Genomic DNA, 24,910 nt, shown 5'->3' on the forward strand with positions numbered 1-24,910 from the left:
GTATTCAAACGAGCTAAAGGTCATCCCATGAGTGATCGGAAGATGAAAAGTCTGCTGAGCATGGCCAGTGTATCAGCCATTCAGCATGATGGTGAATTACGAGAATATTACCAACGAAAAGTAGCTGAAGGTAAACCTAAGATGGTAGCTTTAAATAACGTGCGAAACAAGTTGTTATCCAGAGTATTTGCAGTGATCAAAAGACAAACACCATACGTAGATCTATGTAAATATGCCGCCTAAAATTTTATTGAAAATGGTTTGTTTTTGATCTTGGAATACGGTTATCGCCAGTTGGCGGAGTAAGGGACGCGGATTTGTCGGCTTAGTATTGGTTTGTTGGTCAAGTTAATTATTTTCTTTCTAACGCTGCCGGCTATTGGCGATTAACCGTTGTTACCTGCCGTAGCGACCTGCTGGATTACCTTAGAAATGTATTATTTCTAATTTCTAAGTTTACCACACTTTTTTAATTTTTCCTGTTATAATAAGTGCAATTCCAAATCCCATTATTGCCCCAATCCAAAATCCTCTAAACTCTTTGTCTAAGAAATAATGGCAAGCAATTCCAATAAGAAGTATTAGAACTCCAATAAGTCTTACTTTATTCATCTTTTTTCTCTTTTGTTTTATAGGTCAATGATGCTGAAATAATAAATGCAGGCATTATAAAAATTGAAATTACCAATTTTGGTTCTATCCATTCATACTGTGCAATGATTATAGCAGAAAACAGTAATAAATTTAAAATATGATATCCTATTTTATTGATTTTCATTTCTGAATTTTCGAGTTTTCAATTTTACGTATTTTTTTAAAGTAAAGACTAGTTTAGTTAGCCTAAATAAATATATAGCATTCTAAGTATAACAAACATCAACCCACCAAAAAGTGCTATACTAATAATATATCCTGTGAAATACCTTTTTAATTTTTTTGGATTTTTAGTTTCACCATTAGGAGAGTATTCAAGATTAGGTTTCAAGTAAACTTTTGAAAAGTATATAAATCCAATTATTATAAATCCTAATCCTAAATACAGATAGTAAATTGGAAAATCGGATCTTTTAATTCTGAAGTCAGTAATAAATAAGTCAATCAATGATTGAATAAATATGATAGAAAAAAATAAGAGAACTCCAATTGTGTTTCGAATTGCAGTGTATGCTAATTCTTTTGATATATCAAGATCTTTATTTTGAGTGATATTATAAACTAGAACTAGTTTTGTGTAAATTCTATTTATTATCTGCATTTAGGGTTAATTAATCTTCAAAATATTTTGGGAGCTATTGCAGGTAACGTCCCCGATTAACGCAAGTCGCGGGAGTAGAAACTCGGCTTTGTCGGCTTAATTGTTTAATAATTGATCTCTAAAATAGCAATTTTCGGCATACACCCGCTATTTGGCGTTAATCGTTGTTATTAAAAGTGCCGACTTCTTAAAGCAGGATAGAAAAATTCATATTTTAAAGTTCTAAATTTTTCATTTTTAAATTGTCTTTTTTTAGAAGGCGTTTTAAAGAGAATCTTGAAATTCAGTTTTTCTCATGTTTTTACTTTTCATGATCTAACCTGAGAATTGTCAGTTTGACAAGGATTTTGTTTGAAAGTTATGTGAAGAACAAAAACACTAAATAGGAGGCATTTTTTATAACGGTCTTGGCTATGGTTTCGTTGCGGAATGATTCGGCAGAATTATTCCGCCGTAAACCAAAGTTAGCAAACACGCAGGAATTTCCGAGAGGAAATTCCGCCGCAATGAACTATAGCCGTTGTTGTGTACAGTATTTTTATTTTTTGTATTTATAATATTCAGTTTCTTTTCCGTCTGTTATCAAAATCAGTTTGTTAGAATTCAAGTATTTCAATTCCGAAATCCAATTTTCGTAAGGATAAGTGAATTTAATTTTAAATCCATCGTCATATTTAATTATTTCCACAAATGGTTGGACTTCGAGTTCAATTAATTCGTCTCCATTCTCGGCAATCTCTATTTCCGATAAATGACCTTTCCCATTTTCAAACCAATATTCATAAACAGTATTAGATTCGTCATTTTTTTCTTTCCACTTTCCACTCAAATATTTTTCCACTTCTTTTTCAGATTCGCAACATTTTAAATGCTGTCCGAATGAAATAAATGGTAAAATAGTAAATATTAAAATCAGTATTTTTTTCATTTCGAGCGTTTTGTGGATATTGTACACAACGGTCTCGGTTATCGCCAGTTGGCGGAGTAAGGGACGCGGATTTGTCGGCTTAGTATTGGTTTGTTGAACAAGTTAATCATTTTTCTTTCTAGCGCTACCGCTTATTGGCGATGAACCGTTGTTAGCGGTTGTTTTTTCTATTTATTTCAAATTCATTATTCCTGAAGTAAATATTACCGCATTACTTTCAATAGCAACTGAATCATCTAATATTTCAACCTCCATTTTTCCAGTTCGTTCTGAACTTTGAAAAGCTTTCATCTTTCGTTTCTTAAGTTTTTTAGACCAATATTTAGCTAAAAAACTTTGCACTCCACCGGTAACTGGATCTTCATCGGCACCTGACCAAGGAAAAAAATAACGATATTCATAATCAATATTTTCATTTTCAGATTTAGCAGTGACTAGGACGCCACTAATTGAAGTTTTAATGTTTCTTAATATAGAAAAATCAGGTTTCAGATTTCTTAGTTTTTCGCTGCCTTCTATTTCTAACAATAGCATATTGTGAAATGAATTGTATCTGGAATTTAAAATTTCATTAATTCCTAATGCATCTTTTATTTCCTCGTTATATTGAGAAGGTTCTGTATCGTGCAAAGGAAATTTCATTTCTATTCGATCACCTTTCTGATTTATTTCTAATGTGTCTCCAAAATGGGTGTGAAAAGTGATTTTTGATAGATTAACATACTCTGTAAAAAGAGCTTTTGAAGAAGCTATAGTAGCGTGACCACATAAAGGTATTTCTTGTACTGGGGAAAAGTAACGGATGGAAAAAGTATCTATATCTTTTTTTAAGATAAAAGCTGTTTCCGAAAAGCCAAACTCTTTTGCAATACTAAGCATCGTCTTTTCATCTAAGGCATTTTCGAGCAAACAAACTGCTGCCTGATTTCCTTTGAAAATCTCCGTTGTAAAAGCATCAATTATATATGTTTTTATACTCATTTGTTAATCTTCTATTTCAACAATTACTTCCACTTCTACTGCAAAATTTAATGGTAAAGCGTGCATACTTACAGCACTTCTAGCGTGACGTCCTTTCTCACCAAAAACCGAAAACATTAAATCGCTATATCCATTAATAACTTTTGCCTGGTCAACGAAATCGCTTGTACAATTTACCATTCCAAAAGCTTTTACTATTCTTTTCACTCTGGTCAAGTCTCCTAATTCGTCTTTTAAAACTGCAATATGATCTATTGCGACTAAGCGTGCAGCATCATTTCCCTCATCAATAGTTAAGTCTTTACCTACTTTTCCTGTTACATAAGTTTTATCTTTTTTTAAGGGACCTTTTCCTGATAAGTACAACAAATTACCTGTTCTTACACAATTTACGTAGCTGGCAATTGGTTGTGAAACTTCATTCAATTCAATTGAAAGATCTTTTAATTTTTGTTCTGGACTGGTATTCATTTTTTTGTTTTTAATATAGTCGAAATTTTGTTTAAAAAATAACCGCTAACGGTTGCGGTTATCGCAAGTTGCGGGAGTAGGGACGCGGACTTGTCAGCTTACCGTTTTGTTTCTTGGTTTCTAAAATTACACTTTTTTCCACATCACCCGTAATTTGAGATGAACCGCTGTTGCCCACAGTATTAGTACTATTTGAACATTTCTTTATATTCGTTTCTAAATTTATATTCTTTAGTCCCTAGATTTTTAATCTTTTTTTCAATTATAGGTTTTATTGTTTTATAATTTCTTAGGTAAAATTTTGATAGGCAGGCTATTCTTTTTCCTTTCTGAATTATAAAAATATATTCATAATCTCTATATTCAAAATCTCCATAGGTATTGGGTTGTGAAGAATAATAAAAGCCATCTACGTCTTTAATCTTATAAATTTTTTCTTTTCCAAGTCCGAAATATTCTCTTTTTAGAATTTTATCGTTTAAAATTTCAATTCTATGTGCTCTTGTTCTGAATTCAGTGAGCCAAAAATAAATTACGAATGTTAGGTATAAAGAAGGTAGAATTAGATTTACATCGGGATATTTTATTATTAAGTATAAAAGTCCGAAGGCAGATAATGTCATGAATAGACATACGAAAATTGAAAGAAAAGAAAATTTTGACTTTAGATTCATTTACGAATTTTTATAGATATTGTGGGCAACGGTCTCGGTTATCGCCAGTTGGCGGAGTAGGGGACGCGGATTTGTCGGCTTAGTATTGGTTTCTTGGTCAAGTTAATTGTTTTCTTTCTAACGCTACCGCTTATTGGCGATTAACCGTTGTTGTTGCGCGTTTAAATTTTACGTGATCTTTATTCAAAAACTATTTTCCATAGACTTAGAATAACAGCAATTATCAAAAGTATTGCAGCTATTAATATTTTAAATCGCATATAGTTTGAAATAGTATTCCAAAAAGAATTTTTCTTCATTTAGTTTAATTTTTTTACCAATCATTGTCTTTTGAACTCTTCTCAATCTTTGTCAATTTTGAGAAGGTGAAATCAATTACTTTACTAGGTTTTTTAAGAAAGGATTTTTTTAGTTCCGCATCTTTATTTTTCAATGCAAAGTCTTCTATGTTGGTCAATTCTCCTTCGTCACTAAGTGCATCTTTATACTGCTTAACTAACTTTATATTTTTAATAGTTACTCTATATTTATTATCCTTGAACTCGAATAAAATAAATCCGGTTATATCGTTACTAGCTATATAAATTGGAATTGTGGAATTTGATTCTCCTACTTCTACAAATTTTAATTCCCTTCTTGTAATATTAGCCGAAATTTTATCTCCGAAACTCTCTATTTCTTGAAAATTACCCGAAGCTTTAATTTCATTCAATAATTCATCTTGGTTTAACTCAGTTTCATAAACCTTCTGCCAAATTAATTTACCTTCATCAATACTGAAATTATCATTATTGTTCTGAGAATTTATTAGAAATAAGGAAATAAAAATTAGGTATAAATGTTTCATTCTCTTTCGAATTTAAATGCGCTACAACTGTCTCGATTATCGCAAGTTGGCGGAGTAGGGAACGCGGCGTTGTCAGATTAGACCTGGTTTGTTGGTGAATTTAATTATTTTCTTTCTAACGGTGCCGGCTATTTGCGATGAATCGTTGTTGGCTACTGTTTTAAATTAATCCTTTCTAATTTTGAAGTTGGAATTATCAGACTTGATTCATCTATTTTATCGAAAATAAAAATGTAATTATTTGATTTACCTAAATAAGAATATTCTTGATTTGTATAAGTATGATTTACGGTCTTAATTTTAAAAATTTGCTTTGTTATACCAGATTTTATTTTTTCTGCCTCTAGAAATGATTCACTTATTAGAAATCCTGCAATTAAGAGTCCAGAATACAGTATAAGAGCAGAGTTAAGGTTTTTTAACCAATTCTTATGTGCGGAGTATAGTAATCCTACTGAAAGGAAAGTGAGAATATTTATCTTTATTAGATCAATTTTTATATATAATTCAAAAGTTGATAAAATTACCATTGTAGACAATCCGAAAAAAACAAATATGGCGAGTCCTGCCATTATATTCATATGTCTATTCCATAATTTTTTAGCTTTAGGATCTGACGGAAAATTAAATGTTTGTGGTTCTTTCGAAAGACTGAAATTTGAATAACTTTTTAGTAGTAAGTAAATAATTAATAATACAGATAATAACAATAAATAATATAAAATATCGTCGAAGAAAAGTGTGATTATCTCATTTAGCTCAATGAAATCAAAAATCTTTATATTAAACTGAGAGTAATATATTGACAGCTTTATACCACTAATTATAGTTAAGAATATTGTTCCTAATGGTACGAATTTTATAAATCTTTCTATTTTCATTTTTAAAATTGTAGCCAACGGTCTCGATTATCGCAAGTCACGGGAGTGAGGACGCGGATTTGTCGGCTTACCGTTTTTCTTTATTGGTTTTCTAAATTACACTTTTTCCGGTAGTACCCGTTATTTGTGATGAATCGTTGTTGGCAGCCGTATTTTGTATCTAACTTATCTAAAAAGTACAATCACTAATCACATTTGTATTTTCACCAACCAATGGTGCAATTTGATCTCGTTCTACTTGATTATTATCAATACATATAGTGTTAGGAAATGGATAAAACCATCCTTCACTTCCTGTAGTCTTGTAGATAAATGTTTCAAGAACTGATGAATTCTTGAGTATTAAAGTTTCTACTTGGTTTTCGGCGATATTTAGCCATTTTAAATTCGTTAGGCAATGAAAATCAAAAGGGTCAGGCTCTCCACCTTCTAAGTATTCCATATTTAATTTTTCTAATGACGGTATTTGACAAAAATCTATTGAAAAAAAACTGTTAGTAATATTTAGTTCTTTCAAGTTGGAACATCCATTTAAATCTAAATTTATGAGTTGATTTTCATAATCTCCCTCATAATTAATTGGCCTATTTTGGGATAAGTCTAATGTTGTTAATTCATTAAGTCCAGAAAGGTCTATGTTGTCAAAATGTTCTGTAGCTAAATATTCTATTGATAAATTCTCTAATTTTTCTAAATTTCTAAAGTCATAAGAAATGTTTTCTGTGTTTATGACCTGATCAAAATTTGTCTCGTCTCCACCAATTCCAGAAATATCTAAGTATTTAATATTTATAAAATTTTCTATTCCTTCGAGATCGACAAATTTTATTGGTGCTCCGTAATCAAAATCTAGTATTAATGCTTCTACCTTTTCTGCTTCTGATCTCTGAATTTTATCATCGTTGTTTAGATCTATATTCCTATCAGGAATTAAATCATTATTTGAATCTATACAATCTTCATTTAGTAAGGTATTCCTGAAATTTTCATCGGGAATAAATATGATATCTTCTTCTATAGGATTATCATCTGTTTTATCTGGTTGGTTGTCAGTTGTACACGATAAATTAAATAATACTACAGTGGTGATAAAGAAGATCCTTTTAGTGAATGCAATCATATTATTATAGTATTTATTGTTTATAATGCAATTAAAAATTCTTTTCTAGGAGCATCTTTCAAAATATTGCTGCCAACGGTTACGGTTATCGCAAGTTGCGGGAGTAGGGACGCGGACTTGTCGGATTAACTATTTTCCTTCCTGGTTTCTAAAATTACACTTTTTCGATTAAACCCGTTATTTGCGATGAACCGATGTTGTGGTGTCGTTTTTTTAATCCTCATTATTCTTTAAATCATCAAATTTTGACTTCATGGTTGGATTTCCATAAGTCAATTTTTTAATAGTTAAATCGTCCGCTTTATTATTGGCTAATCTTAAATTGTTCTCTGAAGATAATAAAGCTTGTTTAGTTTTATTCAAATGATTGATTGTTTTGTCAATTTCCTCAATAGCAGTTTTGAATTTTCGACTTGCTAAATCATAGTTATATGCGAATCCTTTTCTAAAAGCGTCTATTTTCTCCTCAAAATTAGTGATGTCGATATTTTGATTTCTCATCAAATTGAGTTCGGCTTTATATTTTAATGAGTTGATCGCAGCATTTCGTAAGAGCGTAATAATTGGAATAAAAAATTGTGGTCTGACTACATACATTTTTTTGAATTTGTGAGAAACATCAACAATTCCAGTATTATAGAATTCATTTTCAGGTTCTAGTAGAGAAACCAAGACTGCATACTCACAATTTTTATCATTACGATCTTTATCAAGTTTGGCGAAAAAATCTTCATTTCTCTTTTTTGTTGCTGTTTCATCATTCTCATTTTTCATTTCAAACATTATGGAAACGATTTCATTTCCCTCGTCATCTGTTTCCTTAAAAATAAAATCACCTTTAGTACCACCTTTAGCATCATTGTCCTTTTCGAAATAAGCATTTTGAAAAGCTGTCGCTCTAATTTTATTAAACTCAGTCTCACAATGTTGTTCCAGAGTTTCACCAACCATTTTTGTTGAGAGCTTTTGCTTAAAATCTTTTAATCTAGCAATCTCATCATCTTTCATTTTTATGGTTTCATCCTTTACTCCAAGTTGATTTCTAAATTGTTCCCTAATCGATTTTTCAAGTAATTGCGTTTCTGTTTCCTTAATTCTTAAATCATTAGCTAAATTATCTCTTTCCTTTTCGATCAATTTGACAGCTTCGGAAACATCTAGTTTTTTCTGAGTTTCTGCATTTTGAATTTGAGATTTCATATCGGCTATTTCTGAATCTTTTTTGGCCAATTGTTCAGCCAGATCTGATGTTGATTTAGCCTTTAGTTCAGTAAGCTCCCTATCTTTTTTTGCTAATTCCTCTTGTAGAGAATTCCTTGTATTGGCTTTGGCAAGTTCTACAGCACTTTCTTTATCCTTCTCCGCTAAAGCAAGACGATTATTAAGTTCTTCTTCAAATTGATGATCCCGAACTTGTTTTAATATATCAGCAAAACCTGCTTCGTCAACCTTAAATGCTTTTTTACAATTTGGACAAATTATTTCATTCATGATTTTAATTTTAAAAGTTCGGAGTTATCTGAAAAATGCACCACAACGGTCTCGGTTATCGCAAGTTGCGGGAGTAAAGACGCGGATTTGTCGGCTTAGTTGTTTTAATAATTGGTTTCTAAAATTACACTTTTTCGGCAATACCCGTTATTTGCGATGAGCCGTTGTTGGCAGCTGTTATAAATCGTTAACAGCTTTAATTAATCCTATGACACTTATTGTACTAATAACGCAAATTTCGGCAAAATGCTTTTGAGCATCCAATTTATGTGTAGTAACGTTCATTAGATCAATTGATTTTTCTGCAAATTCGATAGAAGCAATAGAAAACTTTCTTAATTCTTTATTACTAGAGCCACCTAAATTATGTTTTATATATGTATGCAGTTGATTTTTGAAATTCCCACTACTTACTTTAATATTATCGGGTGCTATGTGAATTTCTTTGTCAAAAATAGTTATTGCTAATTTATTCATAATCGTTCTAGCAGAATTACCAATATTTTGAAAATCTATGGAATTGCTAGCAATCTTCATATTTTCAATAAGATTCTTCTGTAAATTATTTAATTCCGACCATTTAGTTTCTACTATTGAAATTTGAGAATTTAAAACAGTTATTTTATCGTAGTCGGGTTTAATTTCAACATCAGTAATGTTAGTTTCATCTTTATCTTCAACCTTTTGGAAAAGATATAATAACACCCCACTTATTCTGTTTAATTGATCTTCATTTTTTAAATAAAATGTTGGATTTACTTTGAACTTTAATCGGCACTTGATTGCCGAAGATGGCGAAGCGTTTACTGTTGTATAGTAACTTGTGTCTAATTCTGAATTTTCTAAAATTTCAATAGAAGCAATATCATTATTTTTCTTACAAATCTCTGTAACTAAATATTTAAGTTTTTCAATCATTCACAAAATTTATAATTGCTGCCAACGGTCTCGGTTATCGCCAGTTGGCGGAGTAGGGGACGCGGATTTGTCGGCTTAGTATTGGTTTGTTGGTCAAGTTAATTATTTTCTTTCTAACGCTGCCGCTTATTGGCGATGAACCGTTGTTGTGTGCTGCCTTTATCGATTAGCTTACTTGTTAAGGGGTTTTTTGTTTGGTATATATCTTATACAGTAAAAGCAATGTAATAGTAGCTAGAAACGAGAATAAATAAACCCATAAATTTAAGTTTTGAATAAAACCTTCGAAAGGGTTTTCAAACGGATTAGCTTCATTAAAAATTAATATAATTATATAAATTATTTGATAGAGTAAAATAGATCTAGGAATAGTCAAATTATATACCTTTTTAAAAATTATATAAAATACTGAACTAATTATTAATCCAATTAAGGAATAGTATAATATTAAAAATGGTACCATTCCAGTTTCTCCGCCAGGCAAATTTGTAAAGCTTAAATAGAAAATTGAAAGTACAAAGTTGATAACTCCAATTACGATGAAAAGTAAAAATCTTTTTAAAAATTCTATTATTAGTCAGATTTTCTTCTAGTTAATCTCTTTCTGAAGGTTGCATACAACGGTCTCGGCTATCGCCAGTTGCGGGAGTTTGGACGCGGAGTTGTCGGCTTATTTGTTTTATTTCCTGGTTTCTAAGATTACACTTTTTCGATGATACCCGTTATTGGCGATGAGCCGTTGTTAGCTATAGTTATTTTGCAACCAAATCTCTCAATTGTTCTTCTATTTCCTCGACGGAATGTTTCACATTGTCAGATTCTGAATCATCTTCTTTAATTCCATTTGAAATGAAACTTATTTTACCTGATTTATCTACAATTAGAATTTTTGGATAGCTACTAACTTTAAAACCTTCTTTCAAAAGGTTCATTTGATCATAGGCAATTTCGAAGTCGAATGGTTTTCTTTCAATGAAATCCAGAACTTTTTCTTTAGGATCAAATGTTACAGCTATGAAATTTACTTTTTCTCCAAACTCTTTTTTTATCTCATTAAGTTTAGGTATTTCTTTTAAACAGGGCGCACAATTAACAAACCATAAGTTTATAAAGGTTACTTTTCCTTGGATGAATTTATTGTCAATCTTATTTCCTTTTAATGTAACAAATTCTATTGCTGGTAGTTGTTTGTCTTTAAGTTCAAATATTTCTTCTCTTTTGTAATCAACTTTTTGCAAATCAAGACTTAATTGGACCCAAGTAATGGTTGAATCATTTCTTTGAAAAGTTTCTAACAAATTATAGCTTACACTATTGGCAATGTACCCGTATTTTTCAACAGATGTTTTATTGTACCTGTTTTTTACAGTATTCAAATATGGTTGAATAGAATCTTTAGAGGTTAAAATTTTTTCTGTTCCTTGAATGTGGTAATAATCTTGACTACTAGCAATCGTAGTAATAAGTAAAAATAAAATAATTGTAGTTTTTCTCATGATAAAATAATTATAGCTAACTGTCTCGGTTATCGCCAGTTGGCGGAGTAGGGGACGCGGATTTGTCGGCTTAGTATTGGTTTGTTGGTCAAGTTAATTATTTTCTAACTAACGGTGCCGCTTATTGGCGATTAACCGTTGTTGGCAGCTGTTTCTTAACAAAATAATTATATACATTATATATCAAAAGTTGAACTTTTATCGAAAAAAATTTACTGTTAACCGTTTGATATTTAAATAAGTAGTATTTTACTTGTTTAAATTTATTCAGATGAAAATTTTTACCAAATGTTTAATATTAATCTTGATTTGTTTCTATTCCTGTTCCAAAGATAATCCGGAAGCAGAGGAACCAAAACCTAAGAAAGTATTTGAATTGAGTAGTAAGATTATTGGTAAATGGGATGTGGGGCAAGATTCTCGAAATTCACAATTAATTTTTTCAAAGCAAAGTACTGATCCAGGTTGTTTTATCTATTCGTTAGTCTTTCGTTCCGATAATAGTTTTAGAATAAATACTAGGCAGGGAACGGTCGAAGGAAATTATGAAGTAATTAGTGAAACTGAAATTATTTTGACGAACGAAGGAACTATAGGAGAAGTTAGATTTATTGGCGGAGGCTTATCTTTTTATATTGCTCTTGAAGACATTTGTTCTATTCAATTAAATTGTTTTCGTGACCCTGATTATTCTCCCGGAACCTGTTCAAGTTTTCTTGAATGTAATGATCAGGAAATTTGGAAACGGGAAGAGGATGGCATAATTACATTTATTAAGTTCTTCAATCATTTTAATGGCACTTGGTACCGAAAATTTGATTTTTATGAAAATCAAAATTGTTATTATGCTCAAAGTAATCAATTGGAAACCGGTACCTTATTATTAGTAGTTAATGATATAAATGAGCTAGAATTTATAGATAATACAGGTGAAAATAATGATATATATAACTACTCGATAGGTTCTAATAACAATTTAAAATTAACGATCGACTCAAATTCCAATACTACAATTAAACAATTCACTCCTACAAGTCAGGAGGAGTTAGATAACCTATTGAATAAACCTGAATGTGGAGAAAAAACTTACGTTCCAGATGATGGCTTTGAAGAATTCTTAATAGATTCAGGATTTGACCATGTGATGGATGATTATGTGTTATCAGAAAATATTTACTCCGTAGAATACCTTTACATGGAAGACTATTACTATGGCAGTTTCAACGATATGACTGGTATTGAGGATTTTAAAAGCTTAAAATTTTTACAGATTATAGGTTATCATTCTGATAATCTTAGATCTATTGACCTTTCTGGAAATACAAATTTGGAGGGAATTTATTTCGAAATCCCAACACTTGAAGCTATAGACTTATCTCAAAATGATAAACTAGATTATGTTTTTATTCAGGAGGCAAAATTTGAAACAATAGATTTCTCGAAAAATCCACTCTTAAGAGCCTTCGAGTTTAATGGAGGTTCCATAAAAACTATTGATCTATCTTCCAATAAAAAATTAGAAGGATTTCAAATTAATGATAATCCATTAGAATCAATAATGTTAGGAGGAAATGACAAGCTAAGAGAAGTACGCATATATGGACATTCAGCTCCACCTGGTGAATTATCTAAAATTTTATTAGATAATATTGACGTAACAAATTTACCGAATTTAGACCTGTTACACATAACTAATTCAAATATTGAGTCTATTGATCTATCTGGTAATCCAGAATTATACGATCTTATATTGATGGATAATGAATTAAGTAACCTTGATATTTCCAATAATGAAAAATTAAGAGAATTTGATGCCACGGTAAACTCCAATTTAAGTTGCATACAAGTGTCAGAAATTATTTTAGATGAAATTTCGGAATTCCCAAATTCCTGGTCTATAGATGAATCAGCTGAATTTTCTTTGAATTGTAATAATTAAATAGAATAACTATTACTGTAGAAATTGCTGCCAACGGTTCTGGCTATGGCAAGTGCGAGATTTTGAAACCGAATCTTTGTCCGCCAGACCGAATGCTATTTAGTTGTTATATCTTCGTTTTTAAGACGTCAGCCCGCATTTGCTATAGCCGATGTTGGCGTGTCGTGCTTTTTTCTATTTAATTCTCCAATCAGTTTCGGTAAATAATAAAGGTTCAGTCCGTAATGAAAAACCTGAAAATAAATTGCGATAATGAAAACCAATGGAAGTAACCATTCTTGTTTTAAAAGATAAATTGGATAAAACAAAAGTGAAATTCCAAGCTCAATCAATATCTTTTGCTTGATGTTCTTTTTAATGTCCGATATCTCAGATAAGTCTTCATATTCTTTCAAGTAGCTCGAAACTCGATATTGATACCACCAAGTCTCATAAAGTTCAAATAGGATTATGAAAATTGTCGTTGAGATTAGGAATTCTTCTATTTGAATGGCTATCAGCATATAGGCAACCATAATCGAAAATCTTCCTATTGCTGGAAGTATATCTGTTTTTATCCAAATTCTGTCTCTTGTACTTGCAAAAGCTGTTTGTGTCCACCAACCGTCAATTCTGCTTGTGTCAAAGTCTGTAGAAGCCAATTCATTAAAAAGTCGTTTGGAATGGTCATATTTTCTATTGTGATGAAGTCCACGACCAAGTTCAAATTTCACTTCATTTAAATTATCGGAATGTTCAAGTTTATTTTCTATCGGCTGAAATCCTGCTTTGTATAAGTAATAAACAGCAGAATACTTTTCTAGGTCATTGAGCGATTTTGCAAGTCTGTAAATGATATTGGTTGCCGTCTCAAAGTTTGAGTCAGCACTTTTCAACGTTTTCAAAATTCTGATTTGTCGGTTATCCCAATAGCTTAAAACTTGAGCGTCTGTGGTCAAGTCTTTTAAGTCCATCCATATTTTGTCAACTCTGTTCATTGTATGTTTTGCATGCACGCCAACGGTCTCGGTTATCGCCAGTTGGCGGAGTGCGGGACGCGGATTTGTCGGCTTTGTATTGGTTTGTTGGTCAAGTTAATTATTTTCTTACTAACGGTGCCGCTTATTGGCGATTAACCGTTGTTGGGCACAGTTATTCTTCCTCATCAATGTCTTGTAATTCTAATAATTCATAATCTTCAAGTTCATTATAAACATTAGATAATTCTGAATTTAATTGAGATATATATTCCGAACTTATATGATAAAATAAATCTTCATTTGAGTCATCCAATTCGAAATTGAATTCTCCTTTCTTTAGCTCTAAAAGAAGGTGATTAAAAACACTTTTTACTTCGTTAGGTTTATCCTCCGTCAAAACTATTTCTAGAACTTGATCATTAATTGAAAAACAAAGGCTTGTTTTAGGTTCTGTTCGTTGAATTGTTGCTTTATGTATTTCCATATATTTTTCCTCTTTCTCCGAAGGCTTCTTTACCTCCTTCTAATGTTTTCATACTTATTTCTTTCCAGTCTTTATTTTCTTTTGAACCGTAATTGCAAATTAGGCTATTTGAAAATGGATTTCCTTGATAAGTGTAATACCCGTTTATATCATGTTCCCTATAAATTGAATTATATGGTAAAGTTCTTACTGCAATATTAGCGTCATGAGTAGCAATTATAACTTTTTTTCCATTTTGAGCTTTTTCCTTAAGCATCGGTACAATTACTCCACTTATATAATCGTTACCTAAACTTTTTTCTGGTTCATCAATTATATAAATCTCTTTATCTTCTAAAAGCTCATTGTGTAATAATATCATTGATGATTCACCAGTAGAAGGGACGTAAACTTTATCATTTATAGAGAAGTGCCTATGGAAAATAAGTAAATCGCTAAGTCCATTAATATTTTCGGAACCCTCAATTTGAATTAATTCTGTAATTTTCTCAAAAAGTGTATTTTCATATAGATGCTTTGAAATTGATTCAAGACTTGTTGCAAAGTTTCGTTGAGGGTTTTTAGTCACATTTTTAACGGGTGAATAATCACTATTAACAAATTTACCATCTTGAATAATCAAATTGGTTTGGAAATATAGTTCTCCTTTTTCTCCCAGATTTCCCACATACGCAATTTCAGGATCAATCTTCTTAGAAATATTTGCCAATACCTTTTTTAAATCTTTTTCAATTTTTATTCTATTACTTCCATAGCTACTGAAACCAGTCGAGATTGGCTTTTGAGGTTGCCCAGTTTTTTTTGCTATCTGTTCAATAAATACATTTACTATTTGATTAAAAAGAGTTATGCTTCTTAAATCAATAATTCGCTTTTCAGATTCCTTTTTTAATTTTAAATGAATTTTTTCAAGAATCTGTTCAAGTTCTGAAAATAGTTCTTGACCAATAACTTCTTTTAATGTTTCATCAGATTCTAAATTTTCCTTAAAATCCTTTATTAGATCGAAACTCTCAGCAATATTTTCGAAATTCCTTTCAGATGCAGCTTCATCAAGAGGAGTGGAATTCTTTATTTTAAGTTTTTTGGAAATTTTATTTCTTTCATCTACAGAAAAATATCTTTTATAAGAACTCAAACTAGTGATATTATTTTCACTAGAGTTTTTGATATTTTTCAATTCTTGAGAACATTCATCAATGTCATACTCTCCAACATCCGTATTATAATGATGTCCTTTAATATCGTAGGTAGCGTCAAGTTTATTTGAATTGGATTCATAAACCTTGTTTTTAAACCCCAGATCGTTATAATATTTAGATAAAGATTTAAGTATGTCAGATTTCCCTGTGCCCTTGGATCCAAAAAGTATATTAATATCATTATAAATATTAATATCAATCACTTCCGCTGCATTGAAAGGGTTTAATTGTATTTCTTCGTTTGTTTTTTGATCTAAGATTGTGTTGATGGTAGTGTTATCTTTTTCAAGTAATAAACAAAATTGATCAAAAGACTCAACAGGCAATCTCAAATCTGGTAACTCCTCAGAAATTTTTTGATAATCATTCCAATTATGTACATCGGAACCATAAATTGAATTATGACCGTGACTTATATAAATTCCTGCTGAAATTGAATTAGTGGCTTCTTTTATAACTCTTTTTTTATTATTTACCAGAGATATTAGTTCTTCAATATCTTGATCCGAAAGATCTGGTTTTTTTGCATGATAATGACCTATATAAATAGGATCTAAATTATCGAATTGGTTAACGGTTTCGTCTATCGTTATGCTAAAGTTGTCTGCAGTTTTTCCTTCAAGTAACTTTTCAACTATTTGATTAAACTCCTCTACTTTTGAAGGACAGACTATGACAATTAAATGAGCTCTACTTTCTCCTTTATCAATATCAAGCTCAATTCCTGGCCAAATTTGGCAAGTATCTTCAACTTTATCTTGAAATTCTCGATACTGATCGATATCAAAATGATTATGGTTTGTAATGGCTAATATCTTAACTTCTGTACGCCTTATAATTTCATCAAACTTTTCTGAATCAATATTTCGATGTTCGGAATCACCTTGTTTGCATTTTTTTGTGTGAACATGGATGTCAATTTTCATCTGAATTTTTCTTAAATAATTGTGCCCAACTAGTTATATCAATCCAAATATATACGTTTAACCGAAAATATTACGGGATAACCGCAGGTTTTTATTGTTTAATAAACTATCTGAAAATTAGGAATTATGAGTAAAAGGGATATTGAATCCTTTATTACCAATCTCTATCAAAAATTATTAAATTATTGTTAAAATGGTAAAACTATGCACAAACTATGCATAATATGGAAATTAGGCATTGTAAATCGATTAGAAATTGATAGAAGTTATAAGTGAAATAATTAAAATTTGTGATCAAAAAAAATATACAGAATAGGGAGAACTTCTTGATCAGCGGGTGTTCCAAGAGATAAACAAAAAAGCCTTCCATGAAGGAAGGCTTTTCGTGATGGCACCAGGATTCGAACCTGGGACCGCCTGCTTAGAAGGCAGGTGCTCTATCCAGCTGAGCTATGCCACCGTTTTGCGGTTGCAAATATAAGCCACTTTATAAATAAAACAATGCTTTTTTTAAAAAACTACTAGTTGTTTTTTGAGCAGACTAAATAAAAATCTGAATCCTAATCATTTAGGCCATTAAAATTTTATCTGGAGTTACGGGTAAATCCCGCATTCTTTTGCCTGTGGCGTTATAAATGGCATTTGTAATGGCTGCGGCACAGCCAATAATGCCAACTTCTCCTAAACCTTTTGCTCCAGCCGGATTTCGGTTATAATCTGGTTTGTCTATAAATGATACATCTATCATTGGTGCATCTGCATTACAGGGAAAATGATAACCAGCCAAATCGTTACCAATTAACCTTCCATGATTATTATCAAATTTCTGTTCTTCCATCAAAGCCATTCCTATTCCTCCAATAGCGGCGCCTATAATCTGGTTAGCTGCTGCCTTATTGTTAATTATCTTCCCTCCATCGGCTACACTAACCATTTCAAGTACTTTAATATCTCCTGTGAGTTGGTTTACTTTGACCTTTACGTAATGAGCTGCTGAAGAGCAAAAACCATATTCTTCAGCTTCTTTACCTGGAGAGGAAGATTCTTCAATATTAATTACCTGTATATTATTCTGGCTGAAAATAGATTCGTAAGATACTGGTTCTAGACTATCATCTTCCATACGAATGCCTTTAGCATCTAGTTTTAGAAGTTTTAGATTTCCCTGGCCCTTTATAAATTTTGAGCCATACGCATAATCTGCCAGCTTTGTTTTCAGAGATTTGCAGGCAGCAGCAACTCCACCGCTTAAAGAGGATAATCCCCAACTACCACCTTGAGTTGGAGCATATGGTAAGTCTGAATTACCCAATTCTATAGAAATTTTTTCCTTTGGTAGACCAAGAAAAGTGTGGGCCATATTTTGCATGGCCGTTCCAGTACCTGTACCAATATCTGTCATCGCCGATCGAACGACTATACTACCATCAGGTTTCATTTCTATGGCTGCGTCTGAATCCTTCCTTCCGGCATTCCAGAATCCTACAGCCATTCCATAACCAATATTCCAGTTTCCTTCTTTGATTTCTCCCGGAATAGATTTGCGGTTTTGTTTCCAATTAATCCTTTCTGCGCCTATTTGCAAACATTCATTTAAATAATTAGTAGACCATGGCTTCCCATACATATCTGTTTTTGAAAGATTTTTCAATCTTAGGTCTACAGGGTCCATATTAAGTTTTTCGCTCAATTCATCTACGGCACTTTCAATTGCAAAGGCGCCAGAGGCATCACCGGGACCGCGCATCCAGGTTGGTTTTGAAATATTTAATTGTATTTGAGCCTGTTCGGTTTTAATATTTGGAAAACTATAATGTTTTCTGGTTAAACCGGTGATATTATCGGTATGACCCGTATGACTTGAGGTAGCATGTTTCGCTTGGTGAAAAGCACCAAGAAATTTTCCGTTTTCATCTGCACCTATTTTAAAGCGCTGCCAGGATTCAGGTCTATAGCCAACATTAGTAAACATCTGTGGCCTGGTTAAAACGATCTTTACAGGGCGGTTTAAATGTTTTGATGCCATCGCTGCAGCTATTGTATTTGGCCAAACCAGTAGTCCGGAGCCGAATCCGCCACCTACAAATTCTGAGATCACCCGAATTTTATCTGGATCTATATTGAATATTTTAGCAACCTGACTTTGTACCCCGTAAACGTTCTGACTCTTATCATAAAGTGTTAATTCATCATCTTTCCAATTGGCAATGGTTGCATGTGGTTCCATTGGGTTATGAACCTCCATGGCAATCTTGAATTCCTGGTCCACAATAAATTCTGCTTTTTCCCAGCTTTCGAGGGAGCCTTTTTCAGCCATAATATCTTCAGGCTCTTGAGAATCCTTAGTTTTATGAAAATTGGTATTGAAATTGGATTCAGAATATTCTGCTTTTACAAAGGTTGCAGCATAAGTCGCATCTTCTAATGTTTCGGCGAGTACTAAGGCGATAGGTTGATCATCAAAGAAGATATTATCTGTATGAAAGAGCTTAAACATAAATTTCGCATCATCACCTTTTAAACCAGGTACTTCAGGTCTGTTCTGATGCGTAATGATATCTATCACGCCAGGTATACTTTTAGCTTCCTCAAGATCTAAGCTTACAATCTTCCCTGACGGAATTGTACTTCCAACAAATACTCCATGTACCAGATTAGGAAAATCATATTCAGCTGAATATTTTCCTTTCCCGGTAACTTTTTCTTCAGCTTCAACACGCCTTGTGGCGAAATTAGCGATTGGTTTATCAAAAAAGTAATCCATAGCTTTAATTATTAGAGAGGCAATTTAGCAACGCCTGCTGTATGGCTCCTGTAAGCATTGGAGCTTTAAATTTATTATCTTTAAGTGGTGTGATATCTGCTACCGCAATTTCTGCAGCCTGTCGGAAATTTTCTTCCGTAGCTTCTTTATTTTTTAGAAAGCTTTCCGCTTTACTCCATCTCCATGGTTTATGAGCGACTCCTCCCGAAGCTAATCTTGCATCTTTGATCGTATTCCCAGACAATACTAAAGCAGCTGCTACTGAGATCAGAGCAAAAGCATAGGATTCCCTATCTCGTATTTTCAAATATTCGAAATTTGAATTAAATGAATTCCTCGGAATTTCAATTGCGGTAATAATAGCTCCTTCGGGCAGATTATTGTCCTTTTGCGGTGTGTCCCCAGGCAAACGATGAAAATTTATAAAATCGATTATTTCAGTCTCACCAGTTGTATTCAAAATCTCAACTTTTGCATCGAGAGCGACCAAAGCAACACACATATCTGAAGGATGTACAGCTACACAATGGTTTGAATAACCTATGACAGCAGACATTCTACTGAAGCCTTTAATCGCGCTGCAACCACTACCCGGATTACGCTTATTACACGGCATGGTGGTGTCGTAGAAATAAGGGCACCTGGTTCTTTGTAATAAATTTCCTCCGGTTGAGGCCATATTTCTAATTTGTGGAGAAGCTCCTTTAAGTATAGCTTTCGATAATAGGGGATAATCAGTTTTAATATTCTCATTCTCGGCCAGGGCTGTATTACTTAGCATTGCACCGATCCTGGCTCCATTTTTTTCAACAGTAATTTCAGAAGATATGGCTTCAGTAAGATCCACCAGTTTATCTGGTTCGTGAATATGCTTTTTCATGAGATCCACTAGATTGGTACCTCCAGAAATATACATTGTAGTTTTTCCCGCCAATTCTATGGCGTTCTTTTTATTTTGGGGTTTGTGATATTCGAATGGCTTCATGTCGCTATTTGTTGAATAGATTTGGTAATTCCGTTATAGGCAGCGCAGCGACAAAGATTCCCGCTCATGTATTCTTTGATCTCTTCAACAGAACCTGTGTGACCTTCTTTGACACAAGCCACTGCAGACATGATTTGTCCCGGAGTACAATATCCGCATTGAAAACCATCATTTTCAATAAACGCTTCCTGCATAGGATGCAGTTTATCACCATCTGCCAGACCTTCTATCGTAGTGATCTCTCTTCCCGGGAGCATAACTGCCAGGGTTAGACAACTTAAGTTTCGGTCACCATCTATATGAACTGTACATGCCCCGCATTGTCCATGGTCACAACCTTTTTTAGTGCCGGTGAGACCAATATTTTCTCTTAGCAGGTCGAGTAGGGTAGTACGCGTATCTACTTCAAGCTGATATTCTTTTTTATTGATTGAAACCGAAAGTGGGATCTTTTGCTTTTTAACAAAGTATTTCTCTTTCACTTCGTTAAAAAAGCTCCGTACGGTTAACGGAATAAAAGCTAATGCCGCAAATGCTGAAGAAGATTTTATAAAAAACCTCCTTGAATAGGAGTGGTTAATTTTCATATCAGAATAAAATGTTTCCGATATTAAGATAACTGATTTTTGGCAATTAAAGGATTTGAAATATTCGGAACTTACAGATTACAAGATTGATAACAAGCAAATTAGTTTTAGATGTCATTTATTTTCCACCTGTTTTGTGGAAATAAACCAAATCTTTAAAAATTTATTGATAGCCTAGATAGATTAGATCTGAAACGAAAAAACTTCCCGAAGGAAGTTTTGTGATTATGAGTAAATAGTACTTTTTAGTTTAACAGTTTTCCTGCACTAATTCTATTTCCAGTCCCCTTGCCGTGATCATTAATTGATTAACCAGGCTTGGTGAACTATCGTTATTTTCAAAAACTTCAGAGTAGAGTTTATTAAAACGACGAATAAGTTCCAGGGTTCTAAGGGATAAATTGAAAAAAGATCCAGTCTCATGAATATTTTGTATCCAATTCTTGACAGAATTGATTTGCTGATATTCTTCCTCAGTATTTAAAATGTAGTCCTGTGTTTGCAGCATAACCAAGTGTTTTTCAGTTAGCTAAGCAGGAATTATAATAGATTGGGCATGGTAAATATATAACGAAAATTGAGTTGGTTGTTATGGATGACAGAATTTTCTTCAAATTGCAGTAATTATCGGTAAAGGAACTCTATTTCGGTTTGTGAAATAATTTTAATTTAGCCAAAAACTGGCTCGCTTTAAATATGACTATTTCAATTAGCTTTTTAGAAGCTTTAAATTTCACTATTAACTCTATCCATAAAATTGGTTTATCTAATGAATAGCTGGTTAGTTTATTCTCTAGGATTTATAGCGCAATTACTATTCTCCGGTCGTATGATCCTGCAATGGGTCCTTTCAGAAAAAAGTAAGAAAGTGATCACTCCAATCATATTCTGGCATTTAAGTTTGCTGGCCTCATTCCTGCTATTCCTTTATGGATATTTCCGGGATGATTTTGCAATAATGATGGGACAAACCCTGACTTATTTTATTTATATTAGAAATCTTCAATTGCAGGGAGAATGGAATAGGATACCACGGTTTTTTAGAATATTTCTTTGGATCTTCCCGCTGTTGATAGTTATCTATGGTTTTAATAATAATCAATATGATGCTGCTAAATTGTTCAGGAATGAAGCTATCCCTTTTTGGATGATCGTTTTAGGATCTTTAGGGCAGATTATTTTTACTCTAAGATTTATTTATCAATGGGTATATTCGGAAAGAAAGAAAGCTTCCAGTCTTCCCCTTGGTTTTTGGTTGCTTAGCTTATTGGGATCTGGTATTATCATCGTTTATGCGATCTTTAGAGAAGACCCGGTTTTGCTGGCAGGACATGGGTTTGGACTTATAATGTATATTAGAAATATTTTTATTCAAAAGAATGAAGTTAAAGGATAATTATCTTCTTTTATTGATCCTGGTTTGTTTTGCGATCTTCTTCGTAAACCTTGATGCTATCTATGTGAATATCATGGAAGCAAGAAATTTTGCCACTGCCAGGGAAATGATAAACCTTGACCACTGGATATTTACTACGCTTAATGATGAGCCCAGATATGAGAAGCCACCGCTACCAACATGGATGACGGCTATTTCTATGTTGTTATTCGGGATGAAGAGTATGTTTGCCTTACGTTTACCGGCAGCGATTATGGGAACTTTGACGGTGGTGTTTATCTACAAACTAGGCCTGAAGTTTACTATGCATAGAAAATATGCATTTATCTCAGGTTTAATAGCCGCAACTTCATTTTATATATTGTACTCAGGTCGCGATGGACAGTGGGATATACATACTCATGCCTGGATGATCATGGCTATATATAGTATTTATAAGATCTTCACTCAGGAATCTTCAAAATACTTGCACGGCCTATTGGCAGGTATTTTTATTGGTTGTTCATTTTTAAGTAAAGGGCCGGTTTCGATGTACGCTTTACTTTTACCATTCTTAATTGCCTATGGTGTAGTTTATAAGTATAGAAATTTTAAGTCAAACTGGTTGGCATTAATTTTAATGTTGATCACAGCAACGGCTATTTCAGCTTCCTGGAGCCTTTATGTATATTATTTTGATACTAATGCGGTTGCAAAGATCACAGACAGGGAAACTGGTAGATGGCTGGATTATAATGTGAGGCCATTCTATTATTACTGGAGTTTTGTTATACAAAGCGGAATCTGGACTATACCGGCGTTTGTAGGGCTTCTATATCCTTATTTAAAGAATCGTGTTTTTAATAAACCAGGCTATAAATTCACCCTGTGGTGGACCCTGGGGGCCTTGGTCTTATTATCTATAATTCCGGAAAAGAAATCCAGGTACTTAATGCCGGTTTTGATACCATTAGCTCTTAATACTGCATTTTATATTGAATATCTCTTCCGAAGATTCGATATGATTCCGAAAAAAGAGAAATGGGTGGTTTATTTTAATTTTGGACTTATAGCGTTTATCGGACTTATATTTCCTATAGCCGGATTAATATATTTTAATGAATTACTGGCTATAATTTGGCCCTGGTTCCTAATGACCTCGATTTGCCTTATAGGAATAGGTTTTTTAATGCTCTATTATTTAAGGAAGAACAAAATAAAGCCGGTCTTTTACCTGACTATCTGGTTTATTATAAGTGTCATTTTCTTCGGTTTACCTATTGCGAAGAAAATTGAACCTAATCCTTCATATAAAAGTGTAGTTGCAGTAGATAAATACCGAGAAAACAATTCTATGCAGGTTTATGAATTTAAATCTTTTACTCCTGAAATTATCTGGGAGTATGGAAGCCCTATAAAGGTTTTATGGAATGGGAATGGGTTTGAAAAACCTTCAGAAGAAAAGTTCTTATTGCTTAATACTCCGAGTGAATTTGAAGCCATGCAAGATGAATTTTCAGATCATAAAATAGAGAAAATAGAAGAAATTGATATGAATCCGGTGGGAAACACCCATAAAGAAAGATTATACAGGGACTTATATTTAATTTCGAAAAACTAGTTTATAGAAATATTACCATGACTAACTATCCAATTAAATTTATACCTATACTCCAGAATAAGATATGGGGAGGAAGTAAATTAAAAGATATTCTTGATAAGAATACCATAAATGATAAAGTAGGAGAGAGCTGGGAAATATCAGGTGTTGAGGGCAATATCTCTATAGTAGAGAATGGACCGGAAAAGGGTAAAACATTAATAGATCTTATTAAAGAGTATAAAGGCCAAATAGTAGGTGAAAATATCTATGCGAAATTTGGGAATGATTTTCCATTACTCATAAAATTTATCGATGCTAGAACAGACCTTTCAGTACAGTTGCATCCCAATGATAAGCTTGCTAAGCAAAGGCATAACTCGTTTGGAAAAACTGAAATGTGGTTTGTAATGCAGGCCGACAAAGGATCTAAATTGAATATTGGTTTTAAGAAAGATTTGGATAAGCGTGAATATCTGGAATATCTAGAAAATGGGAAGATCACCGAGCTTTTAAACTTTGAAGAAGTTAAAAAAGGAGATTCGGTCTTTATAAATACTGGAAAAGTCCATGCTATTGGAGGAGGAGTCCTTCTGGCTGAAATTCAGCAAACATCAGATATTACTTACAGAATTTACGATTGGGATAGGGTAGATGAAGATGGACAGGGCAGAGAATTACACACTGCACTAGCATTGGATGCCATCGATTTTGAGAAGAAAGATGATTATAAACTTGATTATAAGAAAGAAGTAAATACGTCCTCAGAAATAGCTTCCTGTGAGTATTTCACTACAAATTTCCTTCCGGTGAAAGGATCTTTAGAGAAAGATTATTTAAATCTGGATTCCTTTGTGATCTACATGTGTGTTGACGGGAAGGCTAAAATATCTATAGATGCTAATTCAGAATCAATTCACAAAGGTGAGAGTGTATTAATTCCGGCTTCGGCAGGTAAGGTTCAGATAGAAGCGAATAATGCCGAACTGCTTGAAGTTTATATAAATTAACCTCACGCAGTTCGGTT

The 24,910-nt window shown here is 32.7% G+C and carries 24 protein-coding genes, 1 tRNA gene and 1 pseudogene; 5 read left to right on the forward strand and 21 right to left on the reverse strand.

Annotated elements, in window-relative coordinates; genetic code table 11:
- Window positions 1–243: pseudogene (locus G530_RS0109255) on the forward strand (IS110 family transposase); the annotation flags it as partial.
- 213 nt (window positions 244–456) lie between these two features.
- Here G530_RS0109255 and G530_RS17620 read toward each other — a convergent pair.
- From G530_RS17620 to G530_RS0109325, 13 genes are all read right to left on the reverse strand, one after another.
- Complete coding sequence (locus tag G530_RS17620) at window positions 457–612, reverse strand: hypothetical protein (RefSeq protein ID WP_156888617.1); 156 nt, start codon at window positions 610–612, stop codon at window positions 457–459.
- Window positions 605–778: a hypothetical protein gene (locus tag G530_RS17625; RefSeq protein ID WP_156888618.1), complete on the reverse strand. Its 174-nt coding sequence runs from the start codon at window positions 776–778 to the stop codon at window positions 605–607. The genes G530_RS17620 and G530_RS17625 overlap by 8 nt, the downstream gene beginning before the upstream one ends.
- Window positions 779–835: 57 nt before the next feature.
- On the reverse strand, window positions 836–1,255 hold the full coding sequence (locus G530_RS0109270; protein WP_026934266.1) for a hypothetical protein: 420 nt from the start codon (window positions 1,253–1,255) through the stop codon (window positions 836–838).
- 538 nt (window positions 1,256–1,793) lie between these two features.
- Entirely contained in the window at window positions 1,794–2,183 is a 390-nt protein-coding gene (locus G530_RS0109275; RefSeq protein WP_026934267.1) for a hypothetical protein, read from the reverse strand.
- A gap of 171 nt (window positions 2,184–2,354) precedes the next feature.
- Window positions 2,355–3,164, reverse strand: a complete 810-nt coding sequence (locus G530_RS0109280; protein ID WP_026934268.1) for a PhzF family phenazine biosynthesis protein — start codon at window positions 3,162–3,164, stop codon at window positions 2,355–2,357.
- Window positions 3,165–3,167: 3 nt separating this feature from the next.
- Window positions 3,168–3,635 (reverse strand): RidA family protein, encoded by a 468-nt coding sequence (locus G530_RS0109285; protein WP_026934269.1) that lies wholly within the window; start codon window positions 3,633–3,635, stop codon window positions 3,168–3,170.
- Window positions 3,636–3,823: 188 nt separating this feature from the next.
- Window positions 3,824–4,258: a hypothetical protein gene (locus tag G530_RS0109290; RefSeq protein ID WP_026934270.1), complete on the reverse strand. Its 435-nt coding sequence runs from the start codon at window positions 4,256–4,258 to the stop codon at window positions 3,824–3,826.
- Window positions 4,259–4,622: 364 nt separating this feature from the next.
- Window positions 4,623–5,156 (reverse strand): hypothetical protein, encoded by a 534-nt coding sequence (locus tag G530_RS0109295; RefSeq protein ID WP_026934271.1) that lies wholly within the window; start codon window positions 5,154–5,156, stop codon window positions 4,623–4,625.
- A 152-nt stretch (window positions 5,157–5,308) separates the two neighbouring features.
- Entirely contained in the window at window positions 5,309–6,037 is a 729-nt protein-coding gene (locus tag G530_RS0109300) for a hypothetical protein (RefSeq protein WP_026934272.1), read from the reverse strand.
- Window positions 6,038–6,206: 169 nt separating this feature from the next.
- Complete coding sequence (locus G530_RS0109305) at window positions 6,207–7,157, reverse strand: leucine-rich repeat domain-containing protein (RefSeq protein WP_026934273.1); 951 nt, start codon at window positions 7,155–7,157, stop codon at window positions 6,207–6,209.
- Between the two features lie 213 nt (window positions 7,158–7,370).
- A complete protein-coding gene (locus G530_RS0109310; protein ID WP_026934274.1) occupies window positions 7,371–8,648 on the reverse strand; it encodes a DUF2130 domain-containing protein in 1,278 nt (425 codons plus the stop codon).
- A 177-nt stretch (window positions 8,649–8,825) separates the two neighbouring features.
- Entirely contained in the window at window positions 8,826–9,566 is a 741-nt protein-coding gene (locus G530_RS0109315; RefSeq protein ID WP_026934275.1) for a hypothetical protein, read from the reverse strand.
- 752 nt (window positions 9,567–10,318) lie between these two features.
- A complete protein-coding gene (locus G530_RS0109325; protein ID WP_026934277.1) occupies window positions 10,319–11,062 on the reverse strand; it encodes a TlpA family protein disulfide reductase in 744 nt (247 codons plus the stop codon).
- Window positions 11,063–11,333: 271 nt separating this feature from the next.
- On the opposite strand from G530_RS0109325, the gene G530_RS0109330 reads away from it, so the two are divergent.
- Window positions 11,334–13,001, forward strand: coding sequence for a leucine-rich repeat domain-containing protein (locus tag G530_RS0109330; RefSeq protein WP_026934278.1), 1,668 nt, complete (start codon window positions 11,334–11,336; stop codon window positions 12,999–13,001).
- A 128-nt stretch (window positions 13,002–13,129) separates the two neighbouring features.
- On the opposite strand, the gene G530_RS0109335 is transcribed toward G530_RS0109330, so the two are convergent.
- The 8 genes from G530_RS0109335 to G530_RS0109370 form a co-directional block, all read right to left on the reverse strand.
- Complete coding sequence (locus G530_RS0109335) at window positions 13,130–13,978, reverse strand: hypothetical protein (RefSeq protein ID WP_026934279.1); 849 nt, start codon at window positions 13,976–13,978, stop codon at window positions 13,130–13,132.
- 154 nt (window positions 13,979–14,132) lie between these two features.
- A complete protein-coding gene (locus tag G530_RS0109340; protein ID WP_026934280.1) occupies window positions 14,133–14,444 on the reverse strand; it encodes a hypothetical protein in 312 nt (103 codons plus the stop codon).
- The gene (locus G530_RS0109345) at window positions 14,431–16,572 is read right to left on the reverse strand and encodes a hypothetical protein (protein ID WP_026934281.1); all 2,142 of its coding nucleotides are present in this window, start codon (window positions 16,570–16,572) and stop codon (window positions 14,431–14,433) included. Before G530_RS0109345 ends, G530_RS0109340 begins: the two co-directional genes overlap by 14 nt.
- Window positions 16,573–16,958: 386 nt before the next feature.
- A tRNA-Arg gene (locus G530_RS0109350) sits at window positions 16,959–17,032 on the reverse strand.
- Between the two features lie 108 nt (window positions 17,033–17,140).
- Window positions 17,141–19,336, reverse strand: a complete 2,196-nt coding sequence (locus G530_RS0109355; RefSeq protein WP_026934282.1) for a xanthine dehydrogenase family protein molybdopterin-binding subunit — start codon at window positions 19,334–19,336, stop codon at window positions 17,141–17,143.
- Window positions 19,337–19,340: 4 nt separating this feature from the next.
- Window positions 19,341–20,321 (reverse strand): FAD binding domain-containing protein, encoded by a 981-nt coding sequence (locus tag G530_RS0109360; RefSeq protein ID WP_026934283.1) that lies wholly within the window; start codon window positions 20,319–20,321, stop codon window positions 19,341–19,343.
- The gene (locus G530_RS0109365; protein ID WP_026934284.1) at window positions 20,318–20,908 is read right to left on the reverse strand and encodes a (2Fe-2S)-binding protein; all 591 of its coding nucleotides are present in this window, start codon (window positions 20,906–20,908) and stop codon (window positions 20,318–20,320) included. Before G530_RS0109365 ends, G530_RS0109360 begins: the two co-directional genes overlap by 4 nt.
- Window positions 20,909–21,158: 250 nt before the next feature.
- A complete protein-coding gene (locus G530_RS0109370) occupies window positions 21,159–21,416 on the reverse strand; it encodes a hypothetical protein (RefSeq protein WP_026934285.1) in 258 nt (85 codons plus the stop codon).
- A 261-nt stretch (window positions 21,417–21,677) separates the two neighbouring features.
- Between G530_RS0109370 and G530_RS0109375 the strand changes: the two genes are divergently transcribed.
- Genes G530_RS0109375 through G530_RS0109385 form a run of 3 tightly spaced genes read left to right on the forward strand, consistent with a single transcriptional unit; the run spans window position 21,678 to window position 24,893 of the window.
- Window positions 21,678–22,304, forward strand: coding sequence for a lipid-A-disaccharide synthase N-terminal domain-containing protein (locus G530_RS0109375; RefSeq protein ID WP_026934286.1), 627 nt, complete (start codon window positions 21,678–21,680; stop codon window positions 22,302–22,304).
- Window positions 22,288–23,904 (forward strand): ArnT family glycosyltransferase, encoded by a 1,617-nt coding sequence (locus G530_RS0109380; RefSeq protein ID WP_026934287.1) that lies wholly within the window; start codon window positions 22,288–22,290, stop codon window positions 23,902–23,904. The genes G530_RS0109375 and G530_RS0109380 overlap by 17 nt, the downstream gene beginning before the upstream one ends.
- Window positions 23,905–23,921: 17 nt before the next feature.
- Window positions 23,922–24,893 carry a type I phosphomannose isomerase catalytic subunit gene (locus tag G530_RS0109385; protein WP_026934288.1) on the forward strand — a complete coding sequence of 324 codons (972 nt, stop codon included), beginning with the start codon at window positions 23,922–23,924 and terminating at the stop codon, window positions 24,891–24,893.
- The last annotated feature ends 17 nt before the right edge of the window (window positions 24,894–24,910 follow it).

Source organism: Christiangramia echinicola DSM 19838, assembly GCF_000423065.1.
In the GTDB taxonomy this organism is placed as follows: Bacteria; Bacteroidota; Bacteroidia; order Flavobacteriales; family Flavobacteriaceae; genus Christiangramia; species Christiangramia echinicola.

Coding starts and splice junctions, on each gene's coding strand:
- G530_RS17620 (WP_156888617.1), bottom strand. CDS start 612: ATGAATAAAGTAAGACTTATTGGAGTTCTAATACTTCTTATTGGAATT.
- G530_RS17625 (WP_156888618.1), bottom strand. CDS start 778: ATGAAAATCAATAAAATAGGATATCATATTTTAAATTTATTACTGTTT.
- G530_RS0109270 (WP_026934266.1), bottom strand. CDS start 1,255: ATGCAGATAATAAATAGAATTTACACAAAACTAGTTCTAGTTTATAAT.
- G530_RS0109275 (WP_026934267.1), bottom strand. CDS start 2,183: ATGAAAAAAATACTGATTTTAATATTTACTATTTTACCATTTATTTCA.
- G530_RS0109280 (WP_026934268.1), bottom strand. CDS start 3,164: ATGAGTATAAAAACATATATAATTGATGCTTTTACAACGGAGATTTTC.
- G530_RS0109285 (WP_026934269.1), bottom strand. CDS start 3,635: ATGAATACCAGTCCAGAACAAAAATTAAAAGATCTTTCAATTGAATTG.
- G530_RS0109290 (WP_026934270.1), bottom strand. CDS start 4,258: ATGACATTATCTGCCTTCGGACTTTTATACTTAATAATAAAATATCCC.
- G530_RS0109295 (WP_026934271.1), bottom strand. CDS start 5,156: ATGAAACATTTATACCTAATTTTTATTTCCTTATTTCTAATAAATTCT.
- G530_RS0109300 (WP_026934272.1), bottom strand. CDS start 6,037: ATGAAAATAGAAAGATTTATAAAATTCGTACCATTAGGAACAATATTC.
- G530_RS0109305 (WP_026934273.1), bottom strand. CDS start 7,157: ATGATTGCATTCACTAAAAGGATCTTCTTTATCACCACTGTAGTATTA.
- G530_RS0109310 (WP_026934274.1), bottom strand. CDS start 8,648: ATGAATGAAATAATTTGTCCAAATTGTAAAAAAGCATTTAAGGTTGAC.
- G530_RS0109315 (WP_026934275.1), bottom strand. CDS start 9,566: ATGATTGAAAAACTTAAATATTTAGTTACAGAGATTTGTAAGAAAAAT.
- G530_RS0109325 (WP_026934277.1), bottom strand. CDS start 11,062: ATGAGAAAAACTACAATTATTTTATTTTTACTTATTACTACGATTGCT.
- G530_RS0109330 (WP_026934278.1), top strand. CDS start 11,334: ATGAAAATTTTTACCAAATGTTTAATATTAATCTTGATTTGTTTCTAT.
- G530_RS0109335 (WP_026934279.1), bottom strand. CDS start 13,978: ATGAACAGAGTTGACAAAATATGGATGGACTTAAAAGACTTGACCACA.
- G530_RS0109340 (WP_026934280.1), bottom strand. CDS start 14,444: ATGGAAATACATAAAGCAACAATTCAACGAACAGAACCTAAAACAAGC.
- G530_RS0109345 (WP_026934281.1), bottom strand. CDS start 16,572: ATGAAAATTGACATCCATGTTCACACAAAAAAATGCAAACAAGGTGAT.
- G530_RS0109355 (WP_026934282.1), bottom strand. CDS start 19,336: ATGGATTACTTTTTTGATAAACCAATCGCTAATTTCGCCACAAGGCGT.
- G530_RS0109360 (WP_026934283.1), bottom strand. CDS start 20,321: ATGAAGCCATTCGAATATCACAAACCCCAAAATAAAAAGAACGCCATA.
- G530_RS0109365 (WP_026934284.1), bottom strand. CDS start 20,908: ATGAAAATTAACCACTCCTATTCAAGGAGGTTTTTTATAAAATCTTCT.
- G530_RS0109370 (WP_026934285.1), bottom strand. CDS start 21,416: ATGCTGCAAACACAGGACTACATTTTAAATACTGAGGAAGAATATCAG.
- G530_RS0109375 (WP_026934286.1), top strand. CDS start 21,678: ATGAATAGCTGGTTAGTTTATTCTCTAGGATTTATAGCGCAATTACTA.
- G530_RS0109380 (WP_026934287.1), top strand. CDS start 22,288: ATGAAGTTAAAGGATAATTATCTTCTTTTATTGATCCTGGTTTGTTTT.
- G530_RS0109385 (WP_026934288.1), top strand. CDS start 23,922: ATGACTAACTATCCAATTAAATTTATACCTATACTCCAGAATAAGATA.